Source organism: Rathayibacter sp. VKM Ac-2926 (genome assembly GCF_022815565.1).
GTDB lineage: Bacteria > Actinomycetota > Actinomycetes > Actinomycetales > Microbacteriaceae > Rathayibacter > Rathayibacter festucae.
Map to the genome: position 1 here is coordinate 49,752 of NZ_JALGRS010000012.1, position 26,998 is coordinate 76,749.

The following is a 26,998-nucleotide window of genomic DNA, read 5'->3' on the forward strand; positions in this document are numbered from 1 at the left end:
TGGGTCGTGCTACTGAGCGCCCGGGAGCAGCCCGGTCGGCTCATCGAGGTCGAGGGTGACGAGGAGACCCTCGGGGGTCGACTCGACGGAGGTCGGGACGAAGTCGCCCGACTGGCTGCCGAGCCAGGTGGTCGCGCTCTGCAGCGCGGCGGCGTCGGCCGGGAGCGCGGCGCCGTTGTAGCCGGACAGGATCATCCGGTGGCGGACGCCGTCGACCTCGCTGGTGCCGACGGGGAAGTCGGCGACCGAGAGCGGGGTGAAGGCGAGCTGCTGGCCGAGCAGGAGGAGGAGCCGCGAGTCGACGCGGCCCCCCTCGAGCAGGGCGCGGGCGGCGTCGGTCGTGGTCAGCGCGGGGTTGGCCGCGAGCTGGCTGCCGGCCGAGGCGCGCGCGGCGGTCAGGACGGTGGCCGCGGCGGCGGCCTGATCGGTGCCCTGGTCGAGGACGCGGCGCACCTCCACAGCGGTGTCGCCGCTGCCGAAGCTCGCGACGGCCTCCGAGTTGTCGAGCGCCGTCTCGGTCTCGCCGGTCGCGCTCGCCCGCAGGCTCGGCGTGACGAGGATGTAGTCGGCCGCGCGCCAGGCCGAATCGGGTGCCGCCGCGGAGAGCGTCGACTCCGACACGACGGTGTCGCTGGGGAAGCCGGCGTCGGTGACGTCGCCGACGAGGTCGTCCTGCACCAGGAGCACCGAGGCGGGATCGATCGTGTCCGCGACCCAGGCGACGGCGGCCTCGGTGGTGCCGGGAGCGGCGGCCGCGACGGGGCCGGTGGCGCTGCCGCCGTCTCCGCCGCCGTTCGTGATCAGCGGGACGGCGACGAGCGCGCCGCCGATGAGCAGCACGGCGGCACCGATGCCGGCGACGATCAGGACGGTCTTCCGGCGGGGGCGGGGGCTGCCCTCGTCGTCCGCGGCCTCGGCGGAGACGGGAGCGCCGTGCCACTGGTGCGCCGTGGCGGGCACGGGCGGCGCGAGGAAGCCGTCGGCGTCGTCGTCGTCGCGGGTGTCGCCGTCGGAGTCGCTGCGGCCGGGGAACGGCGCGGGAGCGAGGAAGCGCTCGCTGAAGAGGTCCTGTGCGGGGTCCTCGGTGCGGTGCTGCGGCGCGGTGTGCTGATCGGGTCCGCCGAAGGATTCCTGCGCGTACTGCTCGGGTGCGTCGTACTGCTCCGGCTCGTCGTACTGCTCGGGCTCGACGTGCTGCTCGGGCTGGACGTGCTGCTCGGGCTGGACGGGCGCGGAGCGGCGGGCCGGATCGGGCAGGAGCAGCCCGAAGGCGCCGCGGCTGCGCCCCTGGACCGGCACGAAGGAGGCGGCGTTCGGGTGCGGGAACTCGAGGTGCTCGGTGTCGAGCTCGCAGACCTCGCCGATGACGGGCGCGAGGGCGGGGCCGTCGACGTCGGTCGGCGCGAGGGCGAAGCCGCGGAGGAGCGCGGCGTCGACGGTGGGCGCCGGCGGGAGCGGCGGCGCGACGGGCGGTGCGGCCTCGACAGGGGCCGGCGGCTGGACCGCGGACGGCGCGGAGGTCGGCGGCTCGAAGAACTGCGCGTCGACCGGCTGCGCGTCGGCGGGCGGAGCCGCGGGCTGCCGGGGCGCGGCGAGACGGGTGCCGTCGAACTGGAGGTCCGCGGGCTCCTCGGTCCCGGACCACTCGGTCTCGTCGGTCTCCTCCGCGGTGGGCTCGTCCGGCTGCTCCGCGAGGGGCGGGGCGAGGACGGGCGGGGCCGGGGGTGCGGGCGGCGCCGGAGGCGCGTCGAAGAACTGCGCGTCGACGGGCTGCGGCTCGAAGCGCGACGACGGGGGCGGGGGCGGGGACGGGGGCGCGATCGTCACGGCCTGCTGCTCGTGGGCGTGCGGCTCCTCGACCTCCTCCGAGGGCGCGAAGTCCCGCGGGAGGTCGATCATCGGCGACGGTGCGGCGGGCGCCGGGGCGGGCGGCGGCGGGCTGCGGAACGCGCTGTGCGATCCTCCGCCGCGGACCGGGCGCGAGAGATCGGGGACGAAGGAGGCGACCCCCGGATGGGGGAATTCGAGAGCATCCGCGTCGAGCTCGCAGTACTCGCCGATCGCGGGCGCGGGCACGTCGAAGACGTACCCGGCATCCGCGTGCGCCGGAGCGGCGTGCTGCTCGAGGAGGGCGTCCCGGCGGGGAGCCTCCTCGTCGCGCGCCGGAGCCGGCAGGTACTCGGTCACGTCGGGCTCGACTCCGTACGGGGGTTCCCCTTCCCCGGGGGAGTCGCTGCGCCGCGAGCGCGAGAACAGCTGCCGGGCGGCCGAGACGGCGGTGCGCGCCATCAGCGGCGGCTCCGTCCGGCGTCGTTCCGACATTCGAGGGTCATAGCTCTTCTTCGGAGCGGACGCACCGATCGGTCTGGTCTGGCGCGCGTTCCGGAGTGCTGTCCCCACATGCTCATGAGGCGCAGTCTTCCGTATCCGCTGGCGCGAAAGGTACCGGAGGTGGCGCTTGTGATCTGTTCGTCACGCGCTCGACCCTGGGGAGGAGCCTCTGCGGGAGGGGTGCGCCAGGGCTGCTGCGGCGAGGATGATCACAGGATGGACCTCCCGTTCCCCCTCCCCCTCGCCCCGATGCTCGCCAAGGCGGTCGCCGCGGTGCCCGCGCAGGACGCGGTCGACGGCGGCTACTCCTACGAGCCGAAGTGGGACGGCTTCCGCGCCATCGTCTCTGTCTCCGGCGGGGTCTGCGAGATCGGCAGCCGCGGCTCCAAGCCGCTCACGCGCTACTTCCCCGAGCTGGTCGAGGCGTTCCTCCGGCTGCTGCCCGACGGCTGCGTCCTCGACGGCGAGATCGTGCTGGCGACCGGGCCCGGCGGCGCCCAGCGGCTGGACTGGGAGCTGCTCTCGCAGCGCATCCACCCGGCGGCCAGCCGCGTCGCGACGCTCGCGGCCGAGACCCCGGCGATGCTCGTCGCCTTCGATCTGCTCGCCGTGGGCGGCCGGAGCCTGCTCGACGAGCCGTACTCGGCGCGGCGCGAGGCGCTCGCCGCACTGCTGGACGGAGTGACCGCGCCGGTGCACCTGGGCCGGACCACCGCCGACGAGGCGCTCGCCCGCGACTGGCTGGAGCGGTTCGAGGGCGCGGGGCTGGACGGCGTGATCGCGAAGCCCCTCGCCGCGCCCTACGCTCCGGGCAAGCGGACGATGCTCAAGGTCAAGCACCACCGGACGGCCGACGTCATCGCGATCGGCTACCGCGAGCACACCTCGAAGCCCGGGCTCGGCTCGCTGCTGCTCGGCCTGTACGACACCGACGGGGCGCTGCGGCAGGTGGGCGGTGCCTCCGCCTTCACCGACGCCCGGCGGGTCGAGCTGATCGAGGAGCTCGCCGACGTCGTCGAGCGCGACGCGGACGGCGAGGCGGTGCGCGGCGACGGCGAGCGCAGTCGCTTCTCCGGGAGCCGCGACACCTCGTTCGTGCGGCTGCGGCCGGAGACGGTGCTCGAGGTGCGCTACGACCAGATGGAGGGATCGAGGTTCCGGCACACGGTGCAGTTCGAGCGCTGGCGGCCGGACCGCGACGCCGGCTCGTGCACCTTCGCGCAGCTGGAGCAGCCCACGGCGTACGACCTGGGCGACGTGCTGGGCTGACGCTACTCGGCGGCGTCCTCCGCGGACTCCGCCGCCGGCTTCTTCGCGCGACTGGGCTGGACGCGGGGCGGCTCGCCCGGCATCTTCGGGAAGTCGGGCGGGAACGGCAGCTCGCCGAGGCCCGCGGAGAGGTCGCGCTCCCACCAGCCGAGCAGCGCGTCCAGGCGGCCGGGGGCGTCGTGCATCCGCGCCCAGGGCTCGCCGGTCGTGCTCAGGCGCTCGGGAACCGTGCGGATCGTGAACGCGGTCGGATCGATCCCGTCGAGCTCCTCCCACTCGACCGGGCAGGAGACCGGAGCGTGCGCGAGCGGACGCGGACTGTAGGCGCCGGCCATCGTGCGGTCGCGGTTGGCCTGGTTGAAGTCGACGAAGATCCGCTCGCCGCGCTCCTCCTTCCACCACGCCGTCGTGACCTGCTCGGGCATCCGGCGCTCGAGCTCGCGGCCGGCGGCGATCACCGCGTGCCGCACGTCGAGGAACTCGTGCTCGGCCACGATCGGCGCGAACACGTGCAGCCCGCGGTTGCCGGAGGTCTTCACGAACGACTCCAGGCCCGCCTCGCGCAGCACCTCGCGGAGCGCGTGCGCCGCGACGACCGCGTCGGCGACATCGGTGCCCGGCTGCGGGTCGAGGTCGATGCGGAGCTGATCGGGCCGGTCGGAGTCCTCGGCACGGGACGCCCACGGGTGGAAGACGAGCGTGTTCATCTGCGCGGCCCAGACGGCGACGGCGGGCTCGTCGATCACGAGCTGCGGGTGCACGCGCCCGCTCGGATAGGTGACGGGGACGGAGCGGACGTACTCCGGGGCGCCCTTGGGCGGGTTCTTCGAGAAGAACTGGTCGCCGTCGATGCCGGAGGAGAAGCGCTGCAGCGAGATCGGCCGGTCGCCGTTGGCGGCGACGAAGGCCTCGCCGACCGCGATCAGGTACTCCGCCACCTCGCGCTTGGTGATGCCCGGCTCCGGGAACAGCACGCGGCCCGGGCTGGAGACGCGCACCTCCCGGTCGCCGTGCGGTCCGGGGACGGTGAGGACGACGGCGTCGCTGCTGGGCATGTCAGCGAGGCTAGCGGGCGCCGCCGTCGGGCGACAGCGGTCCCCCGGGTCGGCGGCGCAGGCGGATCGGGCCCTTCGCGCGGGACGGATCGACGATCTGCCCGCCCTGGACGATGTCGATCTCGCCGCGGTCGACGAGGCGACGGGCGGCGCGGCGGACCGGCTCCATCAGCGGCCGCCACTCCTCTCCGCCGACCCGGCGGGCGACCTCGGACGGGCAGGCGGTGGCGGACGCGGCGCGGGCGAGGAGGACGGTGCGGATCTCCTCCTCGAGGCGCGCCTCCTCCGGGCCGACGCCGCGGCGGCGGCAGGCGTCGGAGCAGTAGCGGACGTTCTCCCAGTCGCGCGCCCACTTCGCGCGCCACTCGATCTCGCGGCCGCAGGAGGCGCAGGTCTTGTTCTCGGGGCGGGTGCTCGATTCGCGGGGGCGGTGGGCCATGGTGTCGAGTCTGCGCGCGTGCGGGCGGGGGTGCCACGGGTTGCGCGGGGAGCGGACGCGGGGGGTGGGGGTGGTGGGGGTGGTGGGTGTGGTGGGGGTGGTGGGTGTGGTGGGTGTTCGATCTGCAGGCGATCCGGGGGTGTGCCGCCCCCGGGCGCGGGTGGGAGGGCTCTCACCGTCGCATCGCCTGCAGATCGGACGAGCGGTGCGGGCTTCGGGGGGCGGAGGCGGGAGTGTCATACTCCGCAATGAGGCGAGCGGCCCCTGCCCGGTGCGACAGGCTGGAGGGGCCGTGCTGTGGCGCGAGGGCGGGCCCGTTCCGCGCCGCCACCCCGATCGATCTGGAGTCTCCGATGAGCCGCGAGAACCTCGCCACCGCGTCCGACACCGCCGCGTCCGCCGGATCCGCGCCTGCCGACGGCCGACCGCACGCCGCCTTCGCCGGGCTCTCGCCCGCGGACTTCAAGCTCGCGTTCCGCAACCACGCCGCGGGGGTCGCGCTGATCACCGCCGACCCGGGCACCGGACCGGTCGCGCTGACCGCGACGTCCGTCTTCTCCGTGAGCGCCGAGCCGCCGCTGTTCGTGTTCTCGCTGTCCTCGGCGTCGTCCAGCTCGCCGGCCATCCAGGCGTCGGAGACCCTCGTCGTGCACCTGCTCGGCGCCGAGCAGCTCGACCTCGCCCGCCTCGGCTCGACCAGCGGCATCGACCGCTTCGCCGACACCTCGATCTGGTCGAGGCTGCCCACCGGCGAGCCGTACTTCCCCGGCGCCTCCGCGTGGATCCGCGGCACCGTCATCAACCGCATGGAGGCCGGCTCGTCGACCATCGTCGCCGTGCACGCCCTCGAGGCGCACGTCCCCGACGACTCCGACGCCACGGCGCCGCTGGTGTACCACAACCGGACGTGGCACCACCTCGGCGAGCACTCCCGCCTGGGCTGACGCCCGGGTCGGCCGGCCCACTCCTCAAAAGTTGCGGTAGCCGACCGCGACTACCGCAACTTCGGAGGAGTCGGCGGCGGAGCGGGCTCGACGCGGGGGACGCGGCGCCGGCGAGTGCGCAGAAGTCGCGGTAGCCGGGCGCGACTACCGCAACTCTTGAGGAGTCGGCGGCGCTGACCGCGCTCGCGGCCGCGAGTGCGCAGAAGTCGTCGTACCCGAGCGCCCGCTCCGACAACTCCTGCGGAGCCGACTCGACGCAGGCGCACGCGGCGCCGGCGAGTACGCAGAAGTTGCGGTAGCCGGGCGCGACTACCGTAACTCTTGAGGAGTCGGCGGCGCAGACCGCGGCTGCGGCCGCGAGTCGGCAGAAGTTGTCGTACTCGAGTGCCCGGTACGACGACTTCTGCGGAGTGATGAGTGGTGAGCGGGGCTCTCGGCTGATGGTCTGGTCGCGGGCGGGTCTCGATACGCGCTGCGCGCTACTCGACCAGCATGGGGTGCGCTGCGCGCTGCTCGGCCAGCGGGAAGGGGGTTAGGCGTCCGGGCCGGTGGCGACGGGGCGGGCGGGGGTGTTCGACCACTGGGACCAGGAGCCGGGGTAGAGGGACGGGGCGAAGCCGGCGAGGGTGAGGGCGACGGCGTCGGCGGCGGCCGTGACTCCGGAGCCGCAGTAGACGCCGACGGGGGCGTCGGGGCGGACGCCGAGGGACTCGAAGCGGGTGCGCAGGGCGGCGGCGTCGAGGAAGCGGCCGTCGGCGTCGACGTTGCCCGTCGCGGGGGCGTTCAGAGCACCGGGGATGTGGCCGGCTCGGGGGTCGATCGGCTCGACGTCGCCGCGGTAGCGCTCGGGGGCGCGGGCGTCGAGGAGGACGCCGGAGGACGGCAGCGCGGCGGCCTCGTCGATGTCGAGGACCGGCAGGGCACCGTAGGCCAGCTCGACGTCGCCGCCCTCAGGCTCCACGGGGCCCGTCTCGAGCGCACGGCCCGAGGCGGTCCAGGCGCGGAGCGAGCCGTCGAGGAGGCGCACGTCGGCGACTCCGGCGGCGCGCAGCAGCCACCAGGCCCGCGCGGAGGAGAGGTTCTTCAGGTCGTCGTAGACGACGACGGCCTGACCCTGGCGCAGGCCCCAGCGGCGCGCCGACCTCTGCAGCGCCTCGATCGGAGGCAGGGGGTGGCGGCCGTCCTCGGGGGCGCCGTGCGCGGCGAGCTCGTGGTCGAGGTCGACGTACACGGCGCCGGGGACGTGGCCCTCGAGGTACGCGGGGCGGCCGTCGGGGCGGTCGAGACGCCAGCGCACGTCGAGGACGAGCGGCGGCTCGGGTGAGGCGAGTGCCGCCGCCAGCTCGTCGGGGGTGACGAGCACGTCGGAGCGGAGGGTGGTGGTCATGTCGGTCCTCTCGAGGGGTGCGCTCACAGCGCGGTACCGGGATTCAGGATGCCCTGCGGATCGAAGACCCGCTGCACCGCGCGCTGCAGGGCGACGACGTCGGGGCCGAGCTCGCGGCGGGCCCAGTCGCGCTTGAGGGCGCCGACGCCGTGCTCGCCGCTGACGGTGCCGCCGAGGTCGAGGGCGAGCGCGAAGATGGCCTCGGCCGCGGCGTCGGCCTGGCTGCGGGACCGCTCGGAGTCGTCGCGCAGGCGGATGATCGGGTGCAGATTGCCGTCGCCGGCGTGGGCGAAGACGTAGACGTCGGCGCCGGTGTCCGCGGCGATGGCGTGCACGCGGCGGATCGCCTCGGCGAGGCGGGAGCGGGGCACGGCGATGTCCTCGATCAGCACGCGACCGCGGGCCTCGATCGCGGGCAGGGCGTCGCGGCGGGCGCTCGCGAGGGCGAGACCCTCGGCCGGGTCGAGGGTGGTCTCGACGCTGAGCGCGGTCGCGGCGAGCACCGCGCGCACCTCGGCGATCTCCTCGGCGGCGCCGAAGCCGTCGGTCTGCACCAGGAGGAAGGCGCCGCCGCGGCCGGCCAGGGTCGAGCCGCGCAGGGCGTCGATGGCCTCGAGCGTGCGGTCGTCGACCAGCTCGAGCACGCTCGGGCGCAGACCCGCACGGGCGAGGGCGACGGCGGCCTCGGCGCCCGCGGCCACGTCGGCGAAGAAGGCGGCGGCGGTCGCGGTCGCCCGCGGCCGGGGCAGCAGGCGGAGGGTCGCGCCGACGACCACGCCGAGGCTGCCCTCGGAGCCGACGACGAGCGCGGTGAGGTCGAGGCCGACGACGCCTTTCACGGTGTCGCGGCCGAGGTGGACGAGCGAGCCGTCGGCCAGGACGACGTCGAGCGCGAGGACGGCGTCGCGGGTGACTCCGTACTTCGCGCCGCGCAGGCCGCCGGCGTTGGTGGCGATGGTGCCGCCGATCGTCGCGATCTCGACGCTGCCGGGGTCCGGAGCGTAGAGGAGGCCGTGCACGGCGGCGGCGCGGTCGAGATCGGCGGTGATGACGCCCGGCTCGACGCGGGCGACGCCGTCGACGGGGTCGATCTCGAGGATGCGGTCGAGGCCCGAGACGTCGAGGACGAGGACGCCCTCCCCCGCGCTGGCGCCGCCGGCGAGTCCGCTGGCGGCGCCGCGGGTGACGACGGGGATGCCGTGGGCGGAGGCGTGCCGGAGCGCGGCGCGGACGTCGTCGACCGAGCGGGCGCGCACGACGCCGAGTGGGGTGCCGCCGGGGGACCAGCCGGAGCGGTCGGCGGTGGGGACGTCGGCGGTGATCTCGACAGGGGTGGGGTCGACGGCGGGGCCGAGCGCGCTCACTCCGCGATCCGCTCGATGATCGGCGCGGCGGCGGCCGACGCCTTCACCCGCTCGAGGAAGAGGACCACCGTCGCCGCGGCCGAGCGGTGCGTCGCGTCGTTCAGCGCGTCGTGGCGGCCGTCGGCGAGGACGTGGATCTCGGCCCGCGGGGCGGTGCGGTAGACGGCGACCGCCTCCGCGAGCGGGCTGATCGCGTCGGCCGCGCCGTGCAGCGCGAGCAGCGGAACGGTGACGGCACTGGCGGCGACGGTGAGCAGCTCGGGCGGCAGTGCGGCGTCGCGCGCGGCGGAGTCGGTCTCGCGCTCGAGGACGCCGGCGTGGTTCGGACAGGCGGTCCGCTCGCCGATCCCCCCGCCGCTCTCGGCGCGCACGGGCAGTCCGGCGAGGACGACGGCGTCGACCGGCTCCGTCGCGGCGAGCTCGAGGGCGACGGCCGCGCCGGCGTCGGAGCCGACGAGGACGAGCGGGGCGATGGTCGCGGGGTCGCGGAGGAGGGCGAGCGCGGCGTCGCGGACGCCGGGGGCCGTGGCGTCGCCGAAGGCGCGGACACGGTAGGCGTCGCGGGCGATGCGGCTGCCGAAGCGCTCGTAGACGGCGGGAGTCTCGCCGCGGCCGCCGAGGACGACGAGGATGCCGCGCGGGGCGATGCCCTCGGGCTCGTCGAAGGCGCGGGCGGCGGGGGCGGTGGTGGGCGGGTGGGTGAGGGTCATGGGGGGCTCCTTGGTAGGGCGGGCGTACCGGCGGGTGAGTGTTCGAAGGGGGTGGGTCTCGATACGCCCCTGCGGGGCCACTCGACCAACATGAGGCTGGCCTGGTGGGGCTGCTCGACCAGCATGAGGACGGGGCTACTCGACGAGCACGGGGACGGGGGCGAGCAGGTCCGCGAGCGGGAGCGGCGCGGCGGCCGCGGCGCGGCCGTGCAGGCCGAGCAGGAGCTGCAGGCGCTCGTTGACGGGGGCGGGCACGCCGGCACGCCGCGCGAGCAGCACGATCTCGCCGGTGAGGTGGTCGATCTCGCTGCTCGTGCCGCGGGCGGCGCTCTGCCAGGTCGACAGCCGGCCGGCGGTGTGGCCGGGCACGGGATCGACGGCGAGGCGCGTGCCGTCGTCGGGAGCGACCGCGAGGCCGTTGGCGGCGAGGGCGGCGCGCGCCTCCGCGACGAGCAGGACGCGCGCGGCGGCGCGCTGCTCGGCCGGGCCCTCGAACAGGTCGAGGCCGTTCGCCGCGTTGGCGAGCAGCTTGCGGGCCTTCCAGGCGCCGATGTCGGGCACGGCGCGGGCGGCGAAACCGGCGTCGCGGAGGATCGCGGCGTACTCCTCCGCGCGCGGATCGGCGGCGTCGGGGTGCCGGCCGATCCGGAGCACGCCCACGGTCGGGAAGGAGGGCGAGACGACCTCGCCGGGCACCAGGAAGCTGGCGGCGATGCCGATCGACACCCCGTAGACCGCGGCGAAGCGGCGCAGCGCGCTGTCCTCCGTGGCGAGTCCGTTCTGCAGGGTCAGCACCGGCAGCTCGGCCCCGGCCCCGGCCCGGGCGAGCGGCGTCCAGGCCCACTCGGCGAGCGCCGCCTCCGCGTCCTGCGCCTTCACCGCGAGCACGAGGACGTCGCCGCGCGCGGGCGCCGCCTCCGCGGGGCCGGCGGCGACGGGCAGCCGGACGATCTCGTCGCCCGCGGGCCGGCGCACCCGCAGCCCGTTCTCGCGGAGGAGCCGCAGGTGCTCCCCGCGCGCCACGAGCAGGACCGGCTGCCCTGCCAGGTGCAGCTGCGCGGCGAGGACCGAGCCGACGGCCCCGCCGCCGATCACGAGGAAGCGGCCGCTCACGGGCGCACCGCCGCTCGGCCGGGGATCGCCGCGAGCAGGGTGCGGGTGTACTCCGCGGCGGGCGAGCCGAAGACGCGGGCGGTGGTCCCCGCCTCCTGCACCCGCCCGCGGTCGAGGACGACGACCTCGTGCGAGACCTCGGCGACGACGGCCAGGTCGTGCGAGACGAAGAGGTAGGCGACGCCGAGGTCGCGCTGCAGCTCGACCAGGAGCTCGAGGATCTGCGCCTGCACGGACACGTCCAGCGCGGAGACCGGCTCGTCGAGGAGCACGAGATCCGGCCCGAGGGCGAGCGCGCGGGCGATCGCGACCCGCTGGCGCTGACCGCCGGACAGCTCGGCCGGCAGCCGGGAGAGGAAGGAGCCGGGCAGCCCGACCCGGTCGAGCAGCTCGCGAGCCCGCTCCAGCCGCGAGGCGCGGTCGCCGATCCGGAACGAGACCAGCGGCTCGACGACCGACTCCAGCACCGTGAAGCGCGGGTCGAGCGCGGCGAAGGGGTTCTGCTGCACGAGCTGGATCCGCCGGCGCAGCGGCCGCCACTGCCGGTCGCTCGCCGCGGTGAGGTCCTCCCCCTCCACGAGCACCCGGCCGCTCGACGCCCGCTCGAGACCGAGGGCGATCCGCAGCGCGGTCGTCTTGCCCGAGCCCGACTCCCCCACCAGCGCGAGGGTCTGCCCCGCGCGGATCGAGAACGAGACGTCGTCGAGCGCCCGGAACGGCGGGCGGCGGCCCGGCAGCGCGAAGTCCTTCACCACGCTCTCGACCCGCACGATCTCCGGAGCCGGCTCGACGTGCTCGAAGCGCGGCACGAGCTCGCCGCCGAGTCCCGGCGCCGCCGCGAGCAGCTCGCGGGTGTACTCCTCGCGCGGCGCGACCAGGATCTGCGCGGGCGGGCCCTGCTCCACCACCCGGCCCTCGCGCAGCACGAGGACGCGGTCGGCCCGGTCGGCGGCGACGGCGAGGTCGTGGGTGATGATCAGCAGCGCGATGCCCTGCTCGCGGACCAGCGACTGCAGGTGATCGAGCAGGCGCTTCTGCACGGTGACGTCCAGGGCCGAGGTCGGCTCGTCGGCGATGATCAGCCGCGGGCGCCCGGCCAGCGCGATCGCGATCAGCGCCCGCTGGCGCAGCCCGCCGGACAGCTCGTGCGGGTACTGCCGGGCGCGCAGCTCCGGATCGTCGATGCCCGACTGCCGCAGCGCCTCGAGCACCTCGGCGTCGACGGAGCGGCGGTCGACGCCGCGCAGGCGCACCGCTTCCGCCACCTGGGCGCCGATGCGCAGCGTCGGGTTGAGCCCGACCATCGGGTCCTGCGGCACGAGGCCGACGAACCGGCCGCGCAGATGCCGGAGCCGCTTCTCGGCCGCACGGGTCACGTCCTCGCCGGCGATTGCGATCGAGCCGCCGGTGATCCGGCCGCCGGAGGGCAGCAGGCCGAGCACGGCGTTCGCGGTCGTCGACTTGCCCGAGCCGGACTCGCCGACCACGGCGACGATCTCGCCGGCCGCGATCTCGAGCGAGACCTCGTGCACGACCGTGCGCTCGCCGTAGGCGACGCTGAGGCGGTCGAGCCGCACGAGCGGGCCGGACGCGGCGGGCCCTGCGGAGGGGACCACCCCGGCGCTCATCGCTGCACCTCCTCGAGGCTCTTGGCCACGTGGTTGAGCGCGAAGACCAGCAGCCCGACGAAGAGCCCCGGCAGCAGCGACAGCCACGGGCTGGTGACGAGGTAGTTGCGGCCGCTGGAGATCAGCGTCCCCCACTCCGCCGCGGGCGGGGCCGCGCCGAAGCCGAGGAAGCTCAGCGCGGCGATCGCGATGATCGCGGTGCCGAGATCGAGCACGGCCAGCACGGCGACCGGCCCCCAGGAGTTGGGCAGCACGTGCCGCACGAGCACACGCAGCCGGCTGGCCCCTCCGGTGCGCGCGGCCTCGACGTAGGGCAGTGTGCGCACGCGGAGCACCTCGGCGCGGGTGGTGCGCGCGAAGCCGGGCAGGATGCCGATGCCCACGGCGAGCGCCACCGGCAGCGTGCCGAAGCCGATCGCCGTCACGATCGCCAGGGCGAGCAGCAGCCCGGGGATCGCGAGCAGCACGTCGACGATCCGCATGATCACCGCGTCCACCGCGCCGCCCGCGGAGCCGGAGACCACGCCGAGTGTCAGCCCGCCGACCAGGGCGATCGCGAGGGCGATCACCGTCGCCTGCACCGTCAGCGCCCCGCCGTGCAGGACCCGCGCGAACAGGTCGCGGCCCAGCTCGTCGGTGCCGAAGAGGTGCACGAGGCTCGGCGCCTGCAGCTTGTCGGCCGGCGCGGTCGCCGTCGGGTCGACGCCGGTGAACAGCGCCGGAGCGATCGCCGAGGCCAGGACGAACAGCACGAAGACCAGCGCCAGGACGAAGCCCGGGCGGCGCAGCAGCAGGCGGAGGACCCGCACGCGGCGGGCGCCCCGGCCGTGCGCCGCGCGGGTGAGCGGCTCGGGGACGACGAGCGCCTCGGGCCGGGTGAGTTCGAGAGTCATGGTCGGCTCGCCTTCGGTGTCGAGGTGATGCGCGGATCGAGGAGGGGGTAGAGCAGGTCGACCAGGAGGTTGATGCCGACGAACACGACGGCCGCCAGCACGACGATCGCCTGGACGACCGGCACGTCCTGGGTGAGCACCGACTCCTGGGCGAGCGTGCCGATGCCCTGCCGGGCGAAGATCGTCTCGGCGACGATCGCTCCCGTGACGGTGTTGCCGGCCAGGATGCCGAGGATCGTCAGCGTCGGCAGCGAGGCGTTGCGGAAGGCGTGCCGCCACTGCACCGCGCCGCGGGAGAGGCCCTTGGCGCGGGCCGTGGTGATGTAGGCCTCCGCCTCGACGTCCGCGAAGCTGCGGATCAGCACCTGGGCGAGCATCGCGGAGGTGGGGATTGCCATGGTCACCGCCGGCAGGATCAGGCTCGCCGGGGTCGCGCTGCCGGTGGAGGGCAGCAGGTGCAGCGAGAAGGCGAAGAACTGGATGAGCAGCAGGCCGATCCAGAAGCCGGGGAACGCCACACCCGCGGAGGGCAGCCGGCCGAGCACCGTCTTCAGCGGCGCCCAGCGGACGTACGCCGCGAGGTAGGCGAGCACGGTGCCGCCGATCAGCGCGAGGCCGATCGCCAGGGCGCTGAGCTGCAGGGTGCCGGGCAGCTTCTCCGCGATCAGGTCGGTGACCGGGATCCCCTTGGTGATCGAGGTGCCGAAGTCGCCCCGCAGTGCGTCGCCGAGCATCGTCGCGTACTGCTGCCAGACCGGCTGATCCAGCCCGTAGCGGGCCCGAGCCTCCGCGAGCTGCTGCGGGGTGAGCGAGTCCACCTCGACGTTGTTGGCCGACAGCAGGAGCGCCAGCGGGTCGCTCGGCAGCAGCCAGAGCACCGCGAAGGTCACCGTGTAGGCGGCCCAGAGCACCAGCACCGCCTGACCGAGCCGGCCGAGGAGGTAGCGGCCGAGGCCCGAGGGGGCCGAGCGGGTGCCCGGCCTCCCCGGTGCTGCCCCCGGTGCCGCGGCCACGGGGGCCGAGCCGAGCGCGGTCACGGCTGGATCCAGGCGTCGGCGAAGTCGCCGAACGCCTCCGAGGTGAAGCGGAAGCCGTGCACCGCCGATGAGACGCCCGCCAGCTGGACCCGCTCGGCGAAGGGGAAGACCAATGCGTTGTCGATCAGGTAGTCCTGCAGCTCGCCGTAGACCTCGGCGCGCGCCGCGGTGTCGACCGTCTGCACGCCCTCGTCGAGCAGGGCCTGCACGGTCGCGGCCTGCTCGGCGTCGAGGCCGTTCGTCGCCTGCGCCTTCGAGCCGGCGTAGCGGGAGTCGATGATCCACTGGATCACTCCCGGGTCGGCCCGCGTGTAGTAGGTCGAGATCAGGTCGTAGTCGCCGCTGTTCAGCACGTCGGCGCGCTGGGCGTTGGTGATCACGTTCAGCTCGAGCTCGATGCCGACCTGCTTCAGCTGGTCCTGGATCAGCTGATCGCCGGCACCGAACTGGGTGACGATCGGCACCGAGAGCGTGAGCCGCCGCCCGTCCTTCGAGCGGTAGCCGTCGTCGCCGAGCTTCCAGCCCGCCTCGTCCAGCAGCTCGCCCGCGCCCTCGGCGTCGAAGGCGAGCTTCGACGACTCGTCTTCGTAGAACGGAGTCGTCGTGTTGTAGATGCTGGTCGCGGCCGGGTAGCCGGAGCCGAAGACCGTCGTCGCGTAGGTGTCGCGGTCGATCGCCTTCTGCACGGCCTGCCGCACCCTCTCGTCCGAGAGGATCTTCCCCTCGGCGACGTTCGGGTAGTAGTTGCTCGCGGGGCCCGGCAGCGAGCGGCTCTCGACCGTGTCGCCGGAGCCCGTGATCACGGCCTGGTCGTTCTCCGAGATCGGGTTCCGCGGCCAGGCGATGTCGATCTCGTCGCTGGTCAGCTGCCCGACGCGGACGCTGTCCTCCGCAACGTAGCTGATGTCGATCCCGTCGAGGTGCGCCTCCCCCGTGTTCTCGCGCAGGGCCGAGCCCCAGGCGTACCCGTCGCGCTTGTCCAGCGTGATGCCGGTGCCGGGGGTGTAGCCGGTCAGCGTGAACGGGCCGGAGCCGACGATCCCGCCGAGGCAGCGCTCCTCGGGCGTCTTCTCGTAGGAGGAGGCGGCGAGGATCGCCAGGTTGGTGGTCGAGGTGCCCTGCAGGAACGCGGCGTTGGGCGTGGAGAAGACGACCTTCACGGTGTCGGCGTCCACGACCTCCGTGCCCGAGTAGCCGGCGAGGTAGACGCCTCCGTAGGCCGAGGGCAGCTGCGCGAGGGTCGCCTTGTCGTTGTCGAACGAGGTCTTCACGCTCTCCGCGGTCAAGGTCGTGCCGTCCGAGAAGGTGACGTCGGTGCGCAGGTCGAAGGTGTACTCGGTGCCCGCGTCGTTGACACTCCAGTCGGTCGCGAGCCAGGGCTGGATCTCGCCGGTCTCCGGATCCTGGTCGGTGAGCGAGTCGGCGACGTTGCGGATCACCGTGCGGTGCTCGATCCAGTAGGTCTGGAACGGGTCGACGCAGGAGAACGCGGCGTTGTCGGGGAAGAAGGCGAGCGAGAGCCGGCCGCCGTCGACGGGGGTCGCGTCGTCGGAGACGGCGCCCGCGCCCGAGGCGCCCGAGCAGGCGGAGAGGGCCAGCGCGGAGGCGAGGGCGAGCGCGGCGGCGGTGCCCGATCGTCGGAGGGGGCGTGAGCGGTGGAACGTCATGGCGGTGGTCTCCCGTGCAGAGAAGTCGGAGTGCGGGGTGTCGGAGTGCGGGGTGTCGGAGTGCGGGCTGTCAGAGCGCGGCGGCCGCGAGCGAGCGCGTGCCGGCGATCAGGAGGGCGGCGTCGTCCTGCGGCGGGTGCACCCGGGAGGCGAGGACGTCGCGGAGGTGCCGCTCGAGCGGGTGGTGCCGGGTGAGCCCGGGGTTGCCGAGCGCGGCGACGGCCGTCTCGACCGCGGTGACGGCCGAGCGGGTGGCGAGCAGCTTGCCGACCACGAGGCGCTCGGCGGCGCGCGGATCGCCCGCGTCCACTCGCGCGGCCAGCGAGAGCAGCACCTCCTCGGCCTGCACCAGCTGCGCCTGGATCTCGCCGGCGACCGAGCGGATCCGCTCCGTCGTGGCGATCGGCCGGCCGAGCGAGGTGGGCACCCGGTCGTTCGCGAAGCGCACGAAGAAGCTCTGCGCCGCCCGTCCGACGCCGACGTAGAGTGCCGCGACCGCGAGACCGAAGCCGCCGGCCGCTCCGGCCTCGGGCGCGAGCTGCGAGCGGGGCGTGCCGCGGAAGTGCTCCAACGGCAGGCGGACCTGCTCGTAGACCACGTCGTGCGTGCTCGAGGCCCGCTGGCCCAGGTGGTCCCAGGTCCGCTCGATCCGGACCCCGGGGGCGTCGCCGGGCACGATCGCGTGCGCGAGCTCGGGCTCGCCCGACGCCCCGCCGTGATCGACCGCCCAGACCAGGTGGTACGCCAGCCCCTCCGAGCCGGTGGCGAAGCCCTTGCGGCCCTCGAGCAGCCACCCGTCGCCGTCGCGGCGGATCGTCGTGACGGGCAGGCCGCCCCGGGCCGGAGCGCCCCACTCGGGCTCGGCGCGCACCGCGTTCAGCAGCACAGGGCGCTCGGCGGAGTCGGCGAGCACCGAGCGGTAGAGCTCCTCCGGCCAGAGCGCGGCGCGGTCCTGCGCGGCGTGCTGCAGCACGGTCATCGCCGAGATCAGCGCGACCGCCGGGTCGCCCTCGCCGAGCGCGCCGAAGACGCGGACGAGGTCGACGGTGGTGGCGGGCGTGCCGCCGTAGCGGGTGCCGACGCCGAGGGAGAGCAGTCCCGCCTCGTGCACGGCCTGGATCCCCTGCCAGGGGAACTCGGCGGTGCGGTCGTAGTGCTCGGCGGTCTCGGCGAGGCGGGCGGTGACCCGCGCCAGCGCGGGGTCGGAGAGGTCGGGCGCGGGCGGGACCGGCTCGCGGAGCACCGTGGCGGGCGCTCCCGTGAGCAGCGTCACGCGATCGCCCCGGCCAGCTCGACCTCGAGCGGCGGCTGCGCGACGACCTCGCCGCGGCGCCCGGTCGCCTCGCGGTGCGCGAGCTCCTCGCGGACCAGCGGGATGACGTACCGGCCGTAGTCGACCGCGTCGTTCAGGTTGTCGTAGCCGCGGATCGAGATCAGGTCGGCGCCGAGGTCGACGTAGTCGAGGATCGCCGCGGCGACCGTCTCCGGCGTGCCGACGAGCGCGGTGGAGGCGCCGGCCGCCCCGGTGGCGGTCGCGGTCGGCGTCCAGAGCGCCCGGTCGTGCAGGTCCTTCCGCCGCGCGATGTCGAGGAGGCGCTGCGAGCCGACGTTCGCCGGGCCGGTGGCGCTCGGCGTCTGCACCCAGAGTCCCTTCTCGCCCTTCCGCGGGTTCGTCGTGCCGCCGCGGCTCTGCAGGATGCCGAGGATCCGGTGCGCCTTCTCCCAGGCGAGCTCCTCGGTCGGCGCGATGATCGGCCGGAAGGTGACCCAGGTGCGCGGGGTGTCGGCGCGGCCGGCGGCGAGCGCCGCGTCCGCGATCCGGTCGATCTGCTGCTGGGTGTCGGCCAGCGGCTCGCCCCAGAGCCCGAAGACGTCCGCGAGTGCGCCGCCCTGGCGGTAGGCCTCGTCGCTCGAGCCGCCGACCGAGATCGGGATGGTGCCGCGCACCGGCCGCACCCGCGAGACGAAGTCCTCGAAGCGGTAGTACTCCCCCTCGTGGTCGAACGGCTCGGTCGCCGACCAGACCTTCCGGAGGATGCGGAGGTACTCCTCCTGCCGGGCGTAGCGCTCGGCCTTGCTCAGCCGGTCGCCTTCGCGGGCCTGCTCGTGGTCGTTCCCGCCGGCGATGAAGTGCACGACGGCCCGGCCGCCCGAGAGCTGGTCGAGAGTGGCGAGCGCCTTCGCCGCGACGGTCGGGTAGACCGTGTTGGGCCGCAGCGCGACGATCGGCTTCAGGTGCTCGGTGTACTGGGTGACCGCGGCGGCGATGGTGAACGGGTCGTGCCCGGCCGAGCCGTAGGGCACCAGCGTGTAGTCGAAGCCGCCGTCCTCGAGGATCCGGGAGTAGCGGCGCAGGTAGGCGACGTCGACGGCCGGGTCGGCCAGGCCGTTGACCTCGTTGGAGTGGTTGACGTTGATCGCGGAGATGAACTCGACGGTCATGGGAGGTCCTTTCGAGACGGTGCGGAGGCGCACCGGAGGCGCGCGGGCACGCCGGAGGAGCGCGGGAGGGCGCGGAGAGAGGGACGCGCGGCGGGCGGCGGCGCGCACATGCCGGGACAGGCGGCGAGGGCCAGGCCGTCGGGCGGAGGAGTCGGGCGACGCGGAGGCGTCAGCGGGAGACCGGACAGGAACATCCGCGCACCGGCGCGAAGGGGTTCCCGTCCGAGGACATTCGAGTGCCGACGCTCCCGCGGCTCGCTGCACCGGTCGCGCCGAGCGGCGCGGCGGCGGTGAGGGCGGGCGGGAAGGTCATGGCTCCGACGCTACGGGCGGGGTGCTCCGGGCGTCCAACGACGATTCCGGATGCGTTCCGATCGGCGATCCCGATCGTTGGTAACTCTTCGTCACACCCGCGTCGGCGGCCGGCGACGGACATCACACTCGCGCGCCCGCGGGCACCGCGACCGGCCGCGCCCGCACGGTGCCGAAGACCTCCGCGAGCGCGGCGAGCGCCGTGTCCTCGACGTCCGGTGCGAGGCCGCGCCGCGAGACGAGGCGCAGGTTGACCGAGCCGAGCGCCGGCAGGTCGTGCCGCTCGACGAGTCCCTCGGCGACCGCGCCGCGGTGCGCGGTCGGCAGCACCGCGACTCCGACACCGGCGCGGGCCGCCGCGATCACTCCCTCCAGCCCCGCCGACTCGGCGACCACCCGCACCTCGTGGCCGAAGGCGCCGAGCTGCTGCAGCGCGCGCTGGCGCATCCCGCACGGCTCGGAGTAGGCGACGAGCGGGATCGGCGCGTCCTCCGGCGGCTGCCAGCCGGGTGCCGAGTACCAGTCGAGCGGCAGCGTCGCGACCTGGCGGCCCGGCAGGTCGCCGCCCACGCCGAGGATGACGGCGAGATCGACGACGCCGCGGGCCACCGCCTCCGCCAGGTGGGTGGAGCGGTCGAGTGTGAAGGTGAGAGGCCGGTCGTCGAAGGCGCGGTGCAGCGTCTCGAGGAGGCGCGGCAGCAGCTGCTCCGCGGCCGGCTCGGTCAGGCCGAGGGCGAGCGGGTTCTCGCTCGCCGCGTCGAGCAGCTCCAGCGCGTCGTCGTGCACGGCCAGGATCCGGCGGGCCTGCACCAGGAGGCGCTCGCCGGCCGGCGTGAAGCGGGCCCGGCGCCCGACCTTCTCGATGAAGGTGCGCTCGAGCCGCCGCTCGAGCGTGCGGACGTGCTGCGAGACCGTCGGCTGGCTGATGTGGAGGGCGACGGCCGCCCGGCCGAACCCACCGCAGTCGGCGATCGCCACGAGCGTGCGCAGGTGGACGATGTCGAGCGTCTCGGGCATCCCCCGACGCTACGCACGCACCCGACCCGGGGCGACCGACGGCGCAACACGCGGACATCTCCCCTGCGCAGGGGAACGGCCGAGGTCTCCGCTGCTGCGGAGCGCCCCGGCCGTCTCCGTGCGAACGCCTCTCGGATCAGGCGCCGGAGATGCCTACGTACCCGTTCGGCTGCCAGTCCCAGAGCGCCCGGCCGTCGGCGCTGCGCACCACGAGATTGCCGTCGTTCTGCATCGTCAGCACCGATCCCGGATTGCCGCCGGTCCCGGAGGACCACAGCGCTCGGCCCGAGGCGCTGTAGACGACCGCGTTGCCGTCGTTCTGCATCACGAAGCGGTTGCCCGCGCCGGAGGTCCCCGTGCTCCACAGGGCGACGTCGCCGGAGGGACTGCCGTAGTACACGACGACGTTGCCGTCGCTCTGCAGCACCGTGCGGACGTCCCCGCCTCGCGAGCGGAGGAACTGGCCGACGGAGAGCTGCGCGCCGGGCACCAGCGAGTCGCGGTACGCCGGGCTTCCGCCGTCGCTCGACCAGAGAGCGCGGAACGAGCTCGAGTAGAGCACCAGATTGCCGTCGTTCTGGAGCACCAGCTGGGCACCGTTGAAGCCGGACGTGCCGGTGAACCACACCGCCGCTCCGCCCTGATAGCTGACGAGGTCGCCCGCCTCGAGGGCGAGTCGCGTGCCGCCGCTCGTGCCGGCGCTCCAGCGGACTCCGCTCTGCCCGATGACGACGAGGTTGCCGTCGTTCTGGTAGACGGCGCGGTAGCGGCCGTCGGCGGAGGCGAGCGCCTGACCGCGGTCGAGCTGACGACCGTCGACGAGGATGCTCTCGCCGCGGCTCGCCCAGAGCGGTGCCGCCGTGGCGGAGTAGGAGACGAGGTTGCCGTCGGCCTGGATCGCGAGGAACGACGGCTCCCCGCGGCCGTTGCTGCCGCTGGCCCACAGCGCCGCGCCCTGCGCGGAGTAGATCACGATGTTTCCGTCGCGCTGCAGCGTGAGCGAGTTGCCGGCACCCGAGGTGCCACTGACCCAGAACGCCCCACCGTTCGGGTCGTAGACGACCACGTTGCCGTCGGTCTGCATCACGAAGCGGAAGACGCCCTGGCTGCCGAGGTTCGACCGGAGCTCCTCACCGGCCTTCAGCGTCGCTCCGACGGCGAGCCGATCGCCGGTCGCGACGGCCGCGGCGGCGGTCTCGGCGTGCAGCGCCGGCGGAGCTGCGAGCGCGGGACCGGCGACGGCGCCGCAGGTCAGGGTGGTGGCGAGGACGACGGCCGCGAGGCGGCCTCGAGTGGACAGGATCATGTGGTTCCCCCGGTGAATCGATCGCCCGCGGCAGTGCGGGCCCGCTCATCCTGGCAGTCGCGCACGACGGCCCGCCGACGGCGTTCTCACGATCCGATCACGGCCGCACGACGAGGCGGCCCCTCCCCCGGCCCGCCCTGTCGGACGGTCGTGGAAGGGGCCGCGCGACTCGGCGGATCAGTGCGCGAGCACCGGCTCCGCGGACGCCCCGGACGAGACCGCCAGGCCCGCCGAGCGGCGGCGGAACAGCAGCACCGAGAGCACCGCGCCGAGGGCGAAGAAGCCCGCGCCCCAGCCGTAGGCGACCGCGTAGCTCTGCACGGCGGCCTCCGCCGCGGTCGCCGCCGTGGTCGGGGTGTGGCTGAGGAGGTAGTCGGTGACCGCCGTCGCCGCGAGCGTGTTCAGCAGCGCGGTGCCGATCGAGCCGCCGACCTGCTGGCTGGTGTTGACCATCGCCGAGGCGACGCCGGCGAAGCGCATGTCGACTCCGCGGGTGGCGGTCTGCATCGAGCCGGGCATGATCGAGCCCATCGCGAAGCCGAGCACCATCAGCGCCGGCAGCACGTCGGCCGCGTAGCCGCTGTCGAGGTCGAGGCGGGTGAGCAGCAGCATGCCGACCACGCCGAGCAGCATGCCGAAGGTCACCATGATCTTCGGTCCGAAGCGCGGCAGCAGCAGGTTGGTCGAGAGCTGCGCGGCGAGCACGAGCATCCCGATCATCGGCAGGAACGACAGCCCGGTCTGGATCGGCGAGTAGCCGAGCGAGACCTGCAGGTAGTAGGTGACGAAGAGGAAGATCCCGAACATCCCCGCGCCGGCGATCAGCACCGAGAGGTACGCGGCGCCGCGGTCGCGGTCCAGCACGATCTGCAGCGGCAGCAGCGGGTGCTCGGTGCTGCGCTGGCGGAGCACGAAGCCGACGAGGAGCACGACGGCCGCGGCGAGCGGCACCCAGGTCATCGGCGAGTCCCAGCCGTCGGTCTCCGCGTTGGCGAAGCCGAAGACCAGGCCGAAGAGGGCGGCCGAGACGAGGATCGTCCCGGGCACGTCGAGCCGCGGGCGCGGGCCGACCCGGTCGATGGTCGGCACGAAGACGATCGCGCCGATGACCGCGACGACCGCGATCACGACGTTGATGTAGAGGTTCCAGCGCCAGTCGAAGCTCTCGGTCAGCACGCCGCCGAGGAGGAGGCCGACCGCGCCGCCGGCCCCCGCGATCGCGCCGAAGACGCCGAACGCGCGGGCGCGCTCCTTCGGGACGGTGAAGGTGGTGGTGAGCACGGCGAGGGCGGTCGGCGCGAGGAGGGCGCCGAACACGCCCTGCAGGGCGCGGGCCGCGATGAGCAGCTCGAAGTTGGGGGCGGCTCCGCCGAGCGCGGAGGCGATCGCGAAGCCGATCAGGCCGATGACGAAGGTGCGCTTGCGGCCGATCAGGTCGGAGAGGCGCCCGCCGAGCAGCAGGAGGCTGCCGAAGGCGAGCGAGTAGGCGGTGACGACCCACTGGCGGTCGCCGTCCGAGAAGCCGAGGTCGGCCTGGGCGGCGGGGAGGGCGATGTTCACGACGGTGGAGTCGAGCACGACCATGAGCTGGGCGAGCCCGACGGCGACGAGCGTCCACCAGCGGCGGGAGGACGGGGCCGGAACCGCGGGGGCGGCGGACTCCGGCAGTGATGTGGTCTGCGACATGGAGGAGACCATATACGAGACTCGCTAGTTTCGGAACTGCGGAGTTCTTCAATTAGCATGGTGTTCACACGGGCCGTTCGCACGGCCCTCCCGAACCGATTGGAGAAGCCGCGATGACGCCGCCCACTCCCCCCGCCGCCACCTGCGACGCCCCGGCACGCCCCGGCCGCCGCCGCAACCCGAACCGCGACGGCGAGATCCTCACCGCCGCCCTCGACGTGCTCGCCGAGACCGGCTACGACGGCATGACGATCGACATGGTCGCCGCCCGCGCGAAGGCCGGCAAGGCCACGCTCTACCGCCGCTGGGAGTCGAAGGCTGAGCTCGTGCTCGAGGCCGTCGCCTGCCTGAAGGGCGCCGACCTCGACCAGGACGCGCTCCCCGACACCGGCACCCTGCGCGGCGACCTGGTCGCCCTGATCCGCCCGCGCGCGATCGAGGACGCCGAGCGCAAGCTCCGCATCATGTCGGGCGTCGTCGCGATGATCTCGAAGGCCCCGGAGCTCGCCGACGCCGTCCGCCAGGCCATCGTCGAGCCGCGCGCCCGCGCCAACCGGACGCTGCTGCGCCGCGCCATCGACCGCGGCGAGATCCCGGCCGACGTCGACGTCGACATGCTCGCCGTCCTGACCCCGTCGATGGTCTCCTACCGCGTGCTCCTGATGCGCGAGCCCGTCGACCGCGACTACCTGATCTCCCTCGTCGACAACGTGCTCCTCCCCGCAGTCGGCCTGCGCGCCGGAGCCCCCGCCGCCGAAGCCGAGTCTGCAGACCCACCCCGCTGAACACGCCGGGTCTCGATACGCCCCTCCGGGGCTACTCGACCACGATGAGGGCCACGACCACCATGCTCGCCGCACCGCTTGCATGCTGATCGAGTAGCCCGCACAGCGGGCGTATCGAGATCCACCACCGCCCGAAGCCGAGCCTGCAGACCCACCCTGCTGAACACGCCGGGTCTCGATACGCCCCTCCGGGGCTACTCGACCAGCATGAAGGCGCGCTGTCGCGCCCTGCCCTTCCGGCTGCCGCCGCACTGCGGGATCGTCCGGCCGCCCCCTACAGGACCGGGAAGAAGTAGAACGTCCCCGGCTGCTGGTACGTCCAGAGCGCCCGACCGCTCGCGCTGTACACGACGAGGTTCGCGTCGTTCTGCAGCACGAAGCGGGCTCCAGGGTTGCCCGAGGTCCCGGTCTGCCACAGCGCGCGGCCACCGGCGCTGTAGATCACGACGTTGCCGTCGGTCTGCTGCACGAGGCGGTTGCCTGCTCCCGAGGTGCCGCTGCTCCAGATCACCTTGTCGCGGCGGACACCGCTGTCGTCGATGGTGCTGACGACCATGTCGTAGAGCACGAAGTTCCCGTCGCCCTGCAGGACGGCACGGAACCGCTCATCCGCGCTGGTCAGCTGCTCGCCGACCGCGAGCTCCTGGCCCGCGGTGAGGGTGTCGCGCTTCGCCGGAGCCGGCGCGGCGGCATCGCTCGACCAGAGCGCACGGCCCGCGGTCGAGTAGATCACGAGATTGCCGTCGTTCTGGATGACCAGGCGGGCGCCTGCATTGCCGCCCGTGCCGGTGAACCAGAGGGGTCGGTAGAAGTCGTCGATGACGAGGTTGCCGTCGGCCTGCATCAGGAGGCGCAGGCCGCCGCTGGTCTCCGCGTTCCAGCGCACGCCGTTCGGGCCGTAGGTGACCAGGTTGCCGTCACGCTGGAAGACGGTCCGGTAGGCACCGTTCTGCGAGGTGATCGACTGGCCGCGCTCGAGGCGCCGGTCGGAGCCGAGCGTGTCGGCGCCGCGACTCGACCACAGCGGCCCGCCGCCGTCGAAGCGCGCGTAGGAGACGAGATTGCCGTCGTCCTGCAGCACGAGCCGGTCGGGCTGCTCGTGACCGCTGGAGTCGCTGGCCCACAGCGGCGCGCCGCCCTCGGTGTAGACGACGATGTTGCCGTCGTTCTGCAAGGTGAAGTAGTTGCCCGACCCGCGAGTGCCGGTCGTCCACTCGACGCCGCCCGACGCGGAGTAGAGCACGACGTTGCCGTCGCCCTGCATGACCAGGCGGTACTGCCCGTTCGCCGAGGCGAGCTGCTCGTCCACGTGGAGGGCGGTGCCGGGCGCGAGGGTGTCGCCGACCGTGACGGCGGCGGCGAGGCGGACCACGGAGAACGACGTGGCGGGCGCGGCGAGGACGGGCGCCGCGGCGACCCCGGAGGCGGAGACGACGACGGCGGCGAGGACGGCGGCCGCGAGGCGGCTCCGAGGGGGCAAAAACACGGGCGAGGGCCTTTCGAACGGGAGCGCATCGGTGCGGACACGGCATCCTGACACGGCGGGAAGCTCGCTGCGCCCCGGCAGAGACTGTCGTCGCACAGTGCTTGCTTCACGACCCGGCACATGGCGAAAGCCGCCTCCCGAGTTCGGGAGACGGCCTTCGACGTCGATCGATTGTCAGTACTTGTAGTCCTCGCAGGCGACGCCGTTCGGAGGTCGGTTCTCGTCCAGGCGGGCGATGTCCCCGTAGTCGAGGAAGTGCGCCTGGTACCAGGCCTGCGCCTCAGCCTGAGACCGGAAGTCCCTGCAGTCCTTCGGGTCGTTGCCCGGGTACGGCGGCCGGCTGGTGTTCGTCTGCCAGAGCACTCGCCCGCCGGTGCTGTAGATGACGAGGTTGCCGTCGGTCTGCATCACCATGCGGGCGCCCGGGTTGCCGGAGGTCCCCGACTGCCAGCGGACGGACCCGCCGCTCGAGTAGATCACGGCGTTGCCGTCGGTCTGCATAGCGAGGTAGTTGCCCGCCCCGGAGACGCCGGCGTTCCAGCGCAGCAGTGGTCCGGCGCCGTAGACCGCGAAGACGCCGTCCGACTGCATGGCGGCGCGGAACTCGCCGGCGACCAGGTTCTGGTTGCCGTACAGGTTGTTGTTGCCGTTCAGCTGGCTCTGACCGTTACCCGACGCGGGCGGGGCCGGAGCCGGCGGCGCGGGCGGCGCCGGCGGCGTGTAGCTCGACCACACGGCGCGGTTGCCCGAGTAGATCACCAGGTTGCCGTCGTTCTGCATGACCATGCGCGCGCCCGGGTTGCCCGAGGTGCCCGACTGCCAGCGCACAGCGCCGCCAGCCGAGTAGACCACCGCGTTGCCGTCGGTCTGCATCGCGAGGCGGTTGCCGCTGCCGGACGTGCCGGTGGAGAAGCGGACCTCGCCACCGCGGTAGACGACGAAGTTGCCGTCGCTCTGCATCGCGGCGCGCGAGCCGCCGTCGCTCGAGACGAGCTGCTGGCCGGAGCGGATCTCGCCGCCGCCGTTCAGCACGTCGCGGATCACGGGCGCCGGCGGCGCGGGCGGGGTGTAGCTCGACCACACGGCACGGCCCGAGGCCGCGTAGATGACGAGGTTGCCGTCGTTCTGGATGACCATGCGCGCACCCGGGTTGCCCGAGGTGCCCGACTGCCAGCGCACTCCGCCGCCGGCGGAGTAGACGACCGCGTTGCCATCGCCCTGCATCGCGAGGCGGTTGCCCGCGCCCGAGGTGCCGGCGCTCCAGCGTGCGGAGCCGCCGCTGTAGACGACGAAGTTGCCGTCGCCCTGCATGACCGCGCGCGAGCGCGAGTCGGTCGAGGTGATCTGCTGGTCGGCACGCAGCTCGGCGCCACCGCGGAGGGTGTCGCCGACGACGGCCGGCGGAGCGGCCTGGTAGGAGGTCGCCCAGGCGGGGGTGCCGTTGGTGCGGTAGACGACGAGGTTGCCGTCGTTCTGCATCACCAGGAACGCGCCGGGGTTGCCGCCGGTGCCCGACTGCCAGAGCGCGCGGTTCGCCGTCGTGTAGACGACGAGGTTGCCGTCGGCCTGCATCGTGATGCGGTTGCCGGTGCCGGACGTGCCGGTGCTGAAGGTCGAGCGGCCCGCGGCGTCGTAGACGACCGCGTTGCCGTCGGTCTGCATCACGAAGCGGAACTGGCCGTTGCGCGAGACGATCCGCTGACCGGCGGTGAGAGTCGAGTCGGAGGCGAGGCGGTCGGTCGCCGCGGCCGGGGGCTGCGTCGGAGTGGGGGTCGGCGTCGGCGTCCGCGTCGGGCGCGGGGTCGAGGTCGGAGTGGCAGTGGGCGTCGCCGTGGGAGTGGCGGTGGGCGTGACGGTCGGAGTGGCCGTCGGAGTCGGCGTCGCGGTGGGCGTCGGCTCGGGCGTCGCGGTCGGCGTCGGCGTCGGCTCGGGAGTCGGCTCCTGCGTCGGAGTCGGCTCCTGCGTCGGAGTCGGCTCCTGCGTCGGGGTGGGCGTCGGAGTGTCCGTCGGGTCCGCCACCGAGGACGAGAGCGCGGACGCGGTCGGAGCGAGCGCGGCGGCACCTCCCGCCGCGAGGAGGCACGCGAGCGTGAGTGCTGCGAGGCGGCGGGCGGGGGGCTGTGGCAT

General features: G+C 74.1%; 21 protein-coding genes. 3 read left to right on the top strand and 18 right to left on the bottom strand.

The window, feature by feature from the left end; all coding sequences use genetic code 11:
• Window positions 1-9: 9 nt before the first annotated feature.
• On the bottom strand, window positions 10-2,322 hold the full coding sequence (locus MT351_RS15840) for a hypothetical protein (RefSeq protein WP_243582623.1): 2,313 nt from the start codon (window positions 2,320-2,322) through the stop codon (window positions 10-12).
• 225 nt (window positions 2,323-2,547) lie between these two features.
• On the opposite strand from MT351_RS15840, the gene MT351_RS15845 reads away from it, so the two are divergent.
• Window positions 2,548-3,600: an ATP-dependent DNA ligase gene (locus MT351_RS15845; RefSeq protein ID WP_123735926.1), complete on the top strand. Its 1,053-nt coding sequence runs from the start codon at window positions 2,548-2,550 to the stop codon at window positions 3,598-3,600.
• A 2-nt stretch (window positions 3,601-3,602) separates the two neighbouring features.
• Here MT351_RS15845 and ligD read toward each other — a convergent pair whose 3' ends face one another.
• Both ligD and MT351_RS15855 read right to left on the bottom strand, forming a co-directional pair.
• Window positions 3,603-4,655, bottom strand: coding sequence for a non-homologous end-joining DNA ligase (gene ligD, locus MT351_RS15850; RefSeq protein WP_243582624.1), 1,053 nt, complete (start codon window positions 4,653-4,655; stop codon window positions 3,603-3,605).
• A 10-nt stretch (window positions 4,656-4,665) separates the two neighbouring features.
• The gene (locus MT351_RS15855) at window positions 4,666-5,094 is read right to left on the bottom strand and encodes a DUF2256 and DUF3253 domain-containing protein (RefSeq protein WP_123732960.1); all 429 of its coding nucleotides are present in this window, start codon (window positions 5,092-5,094) and stop codon (window positions 4,666-4,668) included.
• 353 nt (window positions 5,095-5,447) lie between these two features.
• On the opposite strand from MT351_RS15855, the gene MT351_RS15860 reads away from it, so the two are divergent.
• A complete protein-coding gene (locus MT351_RS15860) occupies window positions 5,448-6,038 on the top strand; it encodes a flavin reductase family protein (RefSeq protein WP_123736014.1) in 591 nt (196 codons plus the stop codon).
• 532 nt (window positions 6,039-6,570) lie between these two features.
• On the opposite strand, the gene MT351_RS15865 is transcribed toward MT351_RS15860, so the two are convergent.
• The 13 genes from MT351_RS15865 to MT351_RS15925 all read right to left on the bottom strand — a co-directional run bounded on the left by MT351_RS15865 (window position 6,571) and on the right by MT351_RS15925 (window position 22,600).
• Window positions 6,571-7,425 carry a sulfurtransferase gene (locus MT351_RS15865; protein ID WP_243582625.1) on the bottom strand — a complete coding sequence of 285 codons (855 nt, stop codon included), beginning with the start codon at window positions 7,423-7,425 and terminating at the stop codon, window positions 6,571-6,573.
• Between the two features lie 23 nt (window positions 7,426-7,448).
• A complete protein-coding gene (locus MT351_RS20370) occupies window positions 7,449-8,789 on the bottom strand; it encodes an FAD-binding oxidoreductase (RefSeq protein ID WP_243582626.1) in 1,341 nt (446 codons plus the stop codon).
• Window positions 8,786-9,499, bottom strand: a complete 714-nt coding sequence (locus tag MT351_RS15875; protein WP_132436418.1) for an alpha/beta hydrolase — start codon at window positions 9,497-9,499, stop codon at window positions 8,786-8,788. Before MT351_RS15875 ends, MT351_RS20370 begins: the two co-directional genes overlap by 4 nt.
• A 135-nt stretch (window positions 9,500-9,634) precedes the next feature.
• Window positions 9,635-10,612, bottom strand: coding sequence for a ketopantoate reductase family protein (locus MT351_RS20375; RefSeq protein ID WP_165909062.1), 978 nt, complete (start codon window positions 10,610-10,612; stop codon window positions 9,635-9,637).
• Window positions 10,609-12,240 carry an ABC transporter ATP-binding protein gene (locus MT351_RS15885; protein WP_243582627.1) on the bottom strand — a complete coding sequence of 544 codons (1,632 nt, stop codon included), beginning with the start codon at window positions 12,238-12,240 and terminating at the stop codon, window positions 10,609-10,611. The genes MT351_RS20375 and MT351_RS15885 overlap by 4 nt, the downstream gene beginning before the upstream one ends.
• Window positions 12,237-13,133 carry an ABC transporter permease gene (locus MT351_RS15890; RefSeq protein ID WP_243582628.1) on the bottom strand — a complete coding sequence of 299 codons (897 nt, stop codon included), beginning with the start codon at window positions 13,131-13,133 and terminating at the stop codon, window positions 12,237-12,239. Before MT351_RS15890 ends, MT351_RS15885 begins: the two co-directional genes overlap by 4 nt.
• On the bottom strand, window positions 13,130-14,170 hold the full coding sequence (locus tag MT351_RS15895; RefSeq protein ID WP_243582629.1) for an ABC transporter permease: 1,041 nt from the start codon (window positions 14,168-14,170) through the stop codon (window positions 13,130-13,132). The genes MT351_RS15890 and MT351_RS15895 overlap by 4 nt, the downstream gene beginning before the upstream one ends.
• Window positions 14,167-15,837 carry an ABC transporter substrate-binding protein gene (locus MT351_RS15900; protein WP_243582630.1) on the bottom strand — a complete coding sequence of 557 codons (1,671 nt, stop codon included), beginning with the start codon at window positions 15,835-15,837 and terminating at the stop codon, window positions 14,167-14,169. The genes MT351_RS15895 and MT351_RS15900 overlap by 4 nt, the downstream gene beginning before the upstream one ends.
• 70 nt (window positions 15,838-15,907) lie before the next feature.
• Entirely contained in the window at window positions 15,908-17,110 is a 1,203-nt protein-coding gene (locus MT351_RS15905) for an acyl-CoA dehydrogenase family protein (protein WP_243582631.1), read from the bottom strand.
• A complete protein-coding gene (locus MT351_RS15910) occupies window positions 17,107-18,279 on the bottom strand; it encodes an LLM class flavin-dependent oxidoreductase (protein WP_243582632.1) in 1,173 nt (390 codons plus the stop codon). Before MT351_RS15910 ends, MT351_RS15905 begins: the two co-directional genes overlap by 4 nt.
• Window positions 18,280-18,714: 435 nt before the next feature.
• Entirely contained in the window at window positions 18,715-19,608 is an 894-nt protein-coding gene (locus tag MT351_RS15915) for a LysR family transcriptional regulator (RefSeq protein ID WP_132436434.1), read from the bottom strand.
• 136 nt (window positions 19,609-19,744) lie between these two features.
• Window positions 19,745-20,914: a hypothetical protein gene (locus tag MT351_RS15920; RefSeq protein WP_132436436.1), complete on the bottom strand. Its 1,170-nt coding sequence runs from the start codon at window positions 20,912-20,914 to the stop codon at window positions 19,745-19,747.
• A 177-nt stretch (window positions 20,915-21,091) separates the two neighbouring features.
• Window positions 21,092-22,600: an MFS transporter gene (locus tag MT351_RS15925; RefSeq protein WP_243582633.1), complete on the bottom strand. Its 1,509-nt coding sequence runs from the start codon at window positions 22,598-22,600 to the stop codon at window positions 21,092-21,094.
• A 113-nt stretch (window positions 22,601-22,713) separates the two neighbouring features.
• Between MT351_RS15925 and MT351_RS15930 the strand changes: the two genes are divergently transcribed.
• Window positions 22,714-23,385 carry a TetR/AcrR family transcriptional regulator gene (locus MT351_RS15930; protein WP_243582634.1) on the top strand — a complete coding sequence of 224 codons (672 nt, stop codon included), beginning with the start codon at window positions 22,714-22,716 and terminating at the stop codon, window positions 23,383-23,385.
• A 274-nt stretch (window positions 23,386-23,659) separates the two neighbouring features.
• Here the strand turns inward: MT351_RS15930 and MT351_RS15935 are convergent, their stop codons facing one another.
• Window positions 23,660-24,871, bottom strand: coding sequence for a hypothetical protein (locus MT351_RS15935; protein WP_243582635.1), 1,212 nt, complete (start codon window positions 24,869-24,871; stop codon window positions 23,660-23,662).
• 174 nt (window positions 24,872-25,045) lie between these two features.
• Window positions 25,046-26,998 (bottom strand): hypothetical protein, encoded by a 1,953-nt coding sequence (locus tag MT351_RS15940; RefSeq protein WP_243582636.1) that lies wholly within the window; start codon window positions 26,996-26,998, stop codon window positions 25,046-25,048.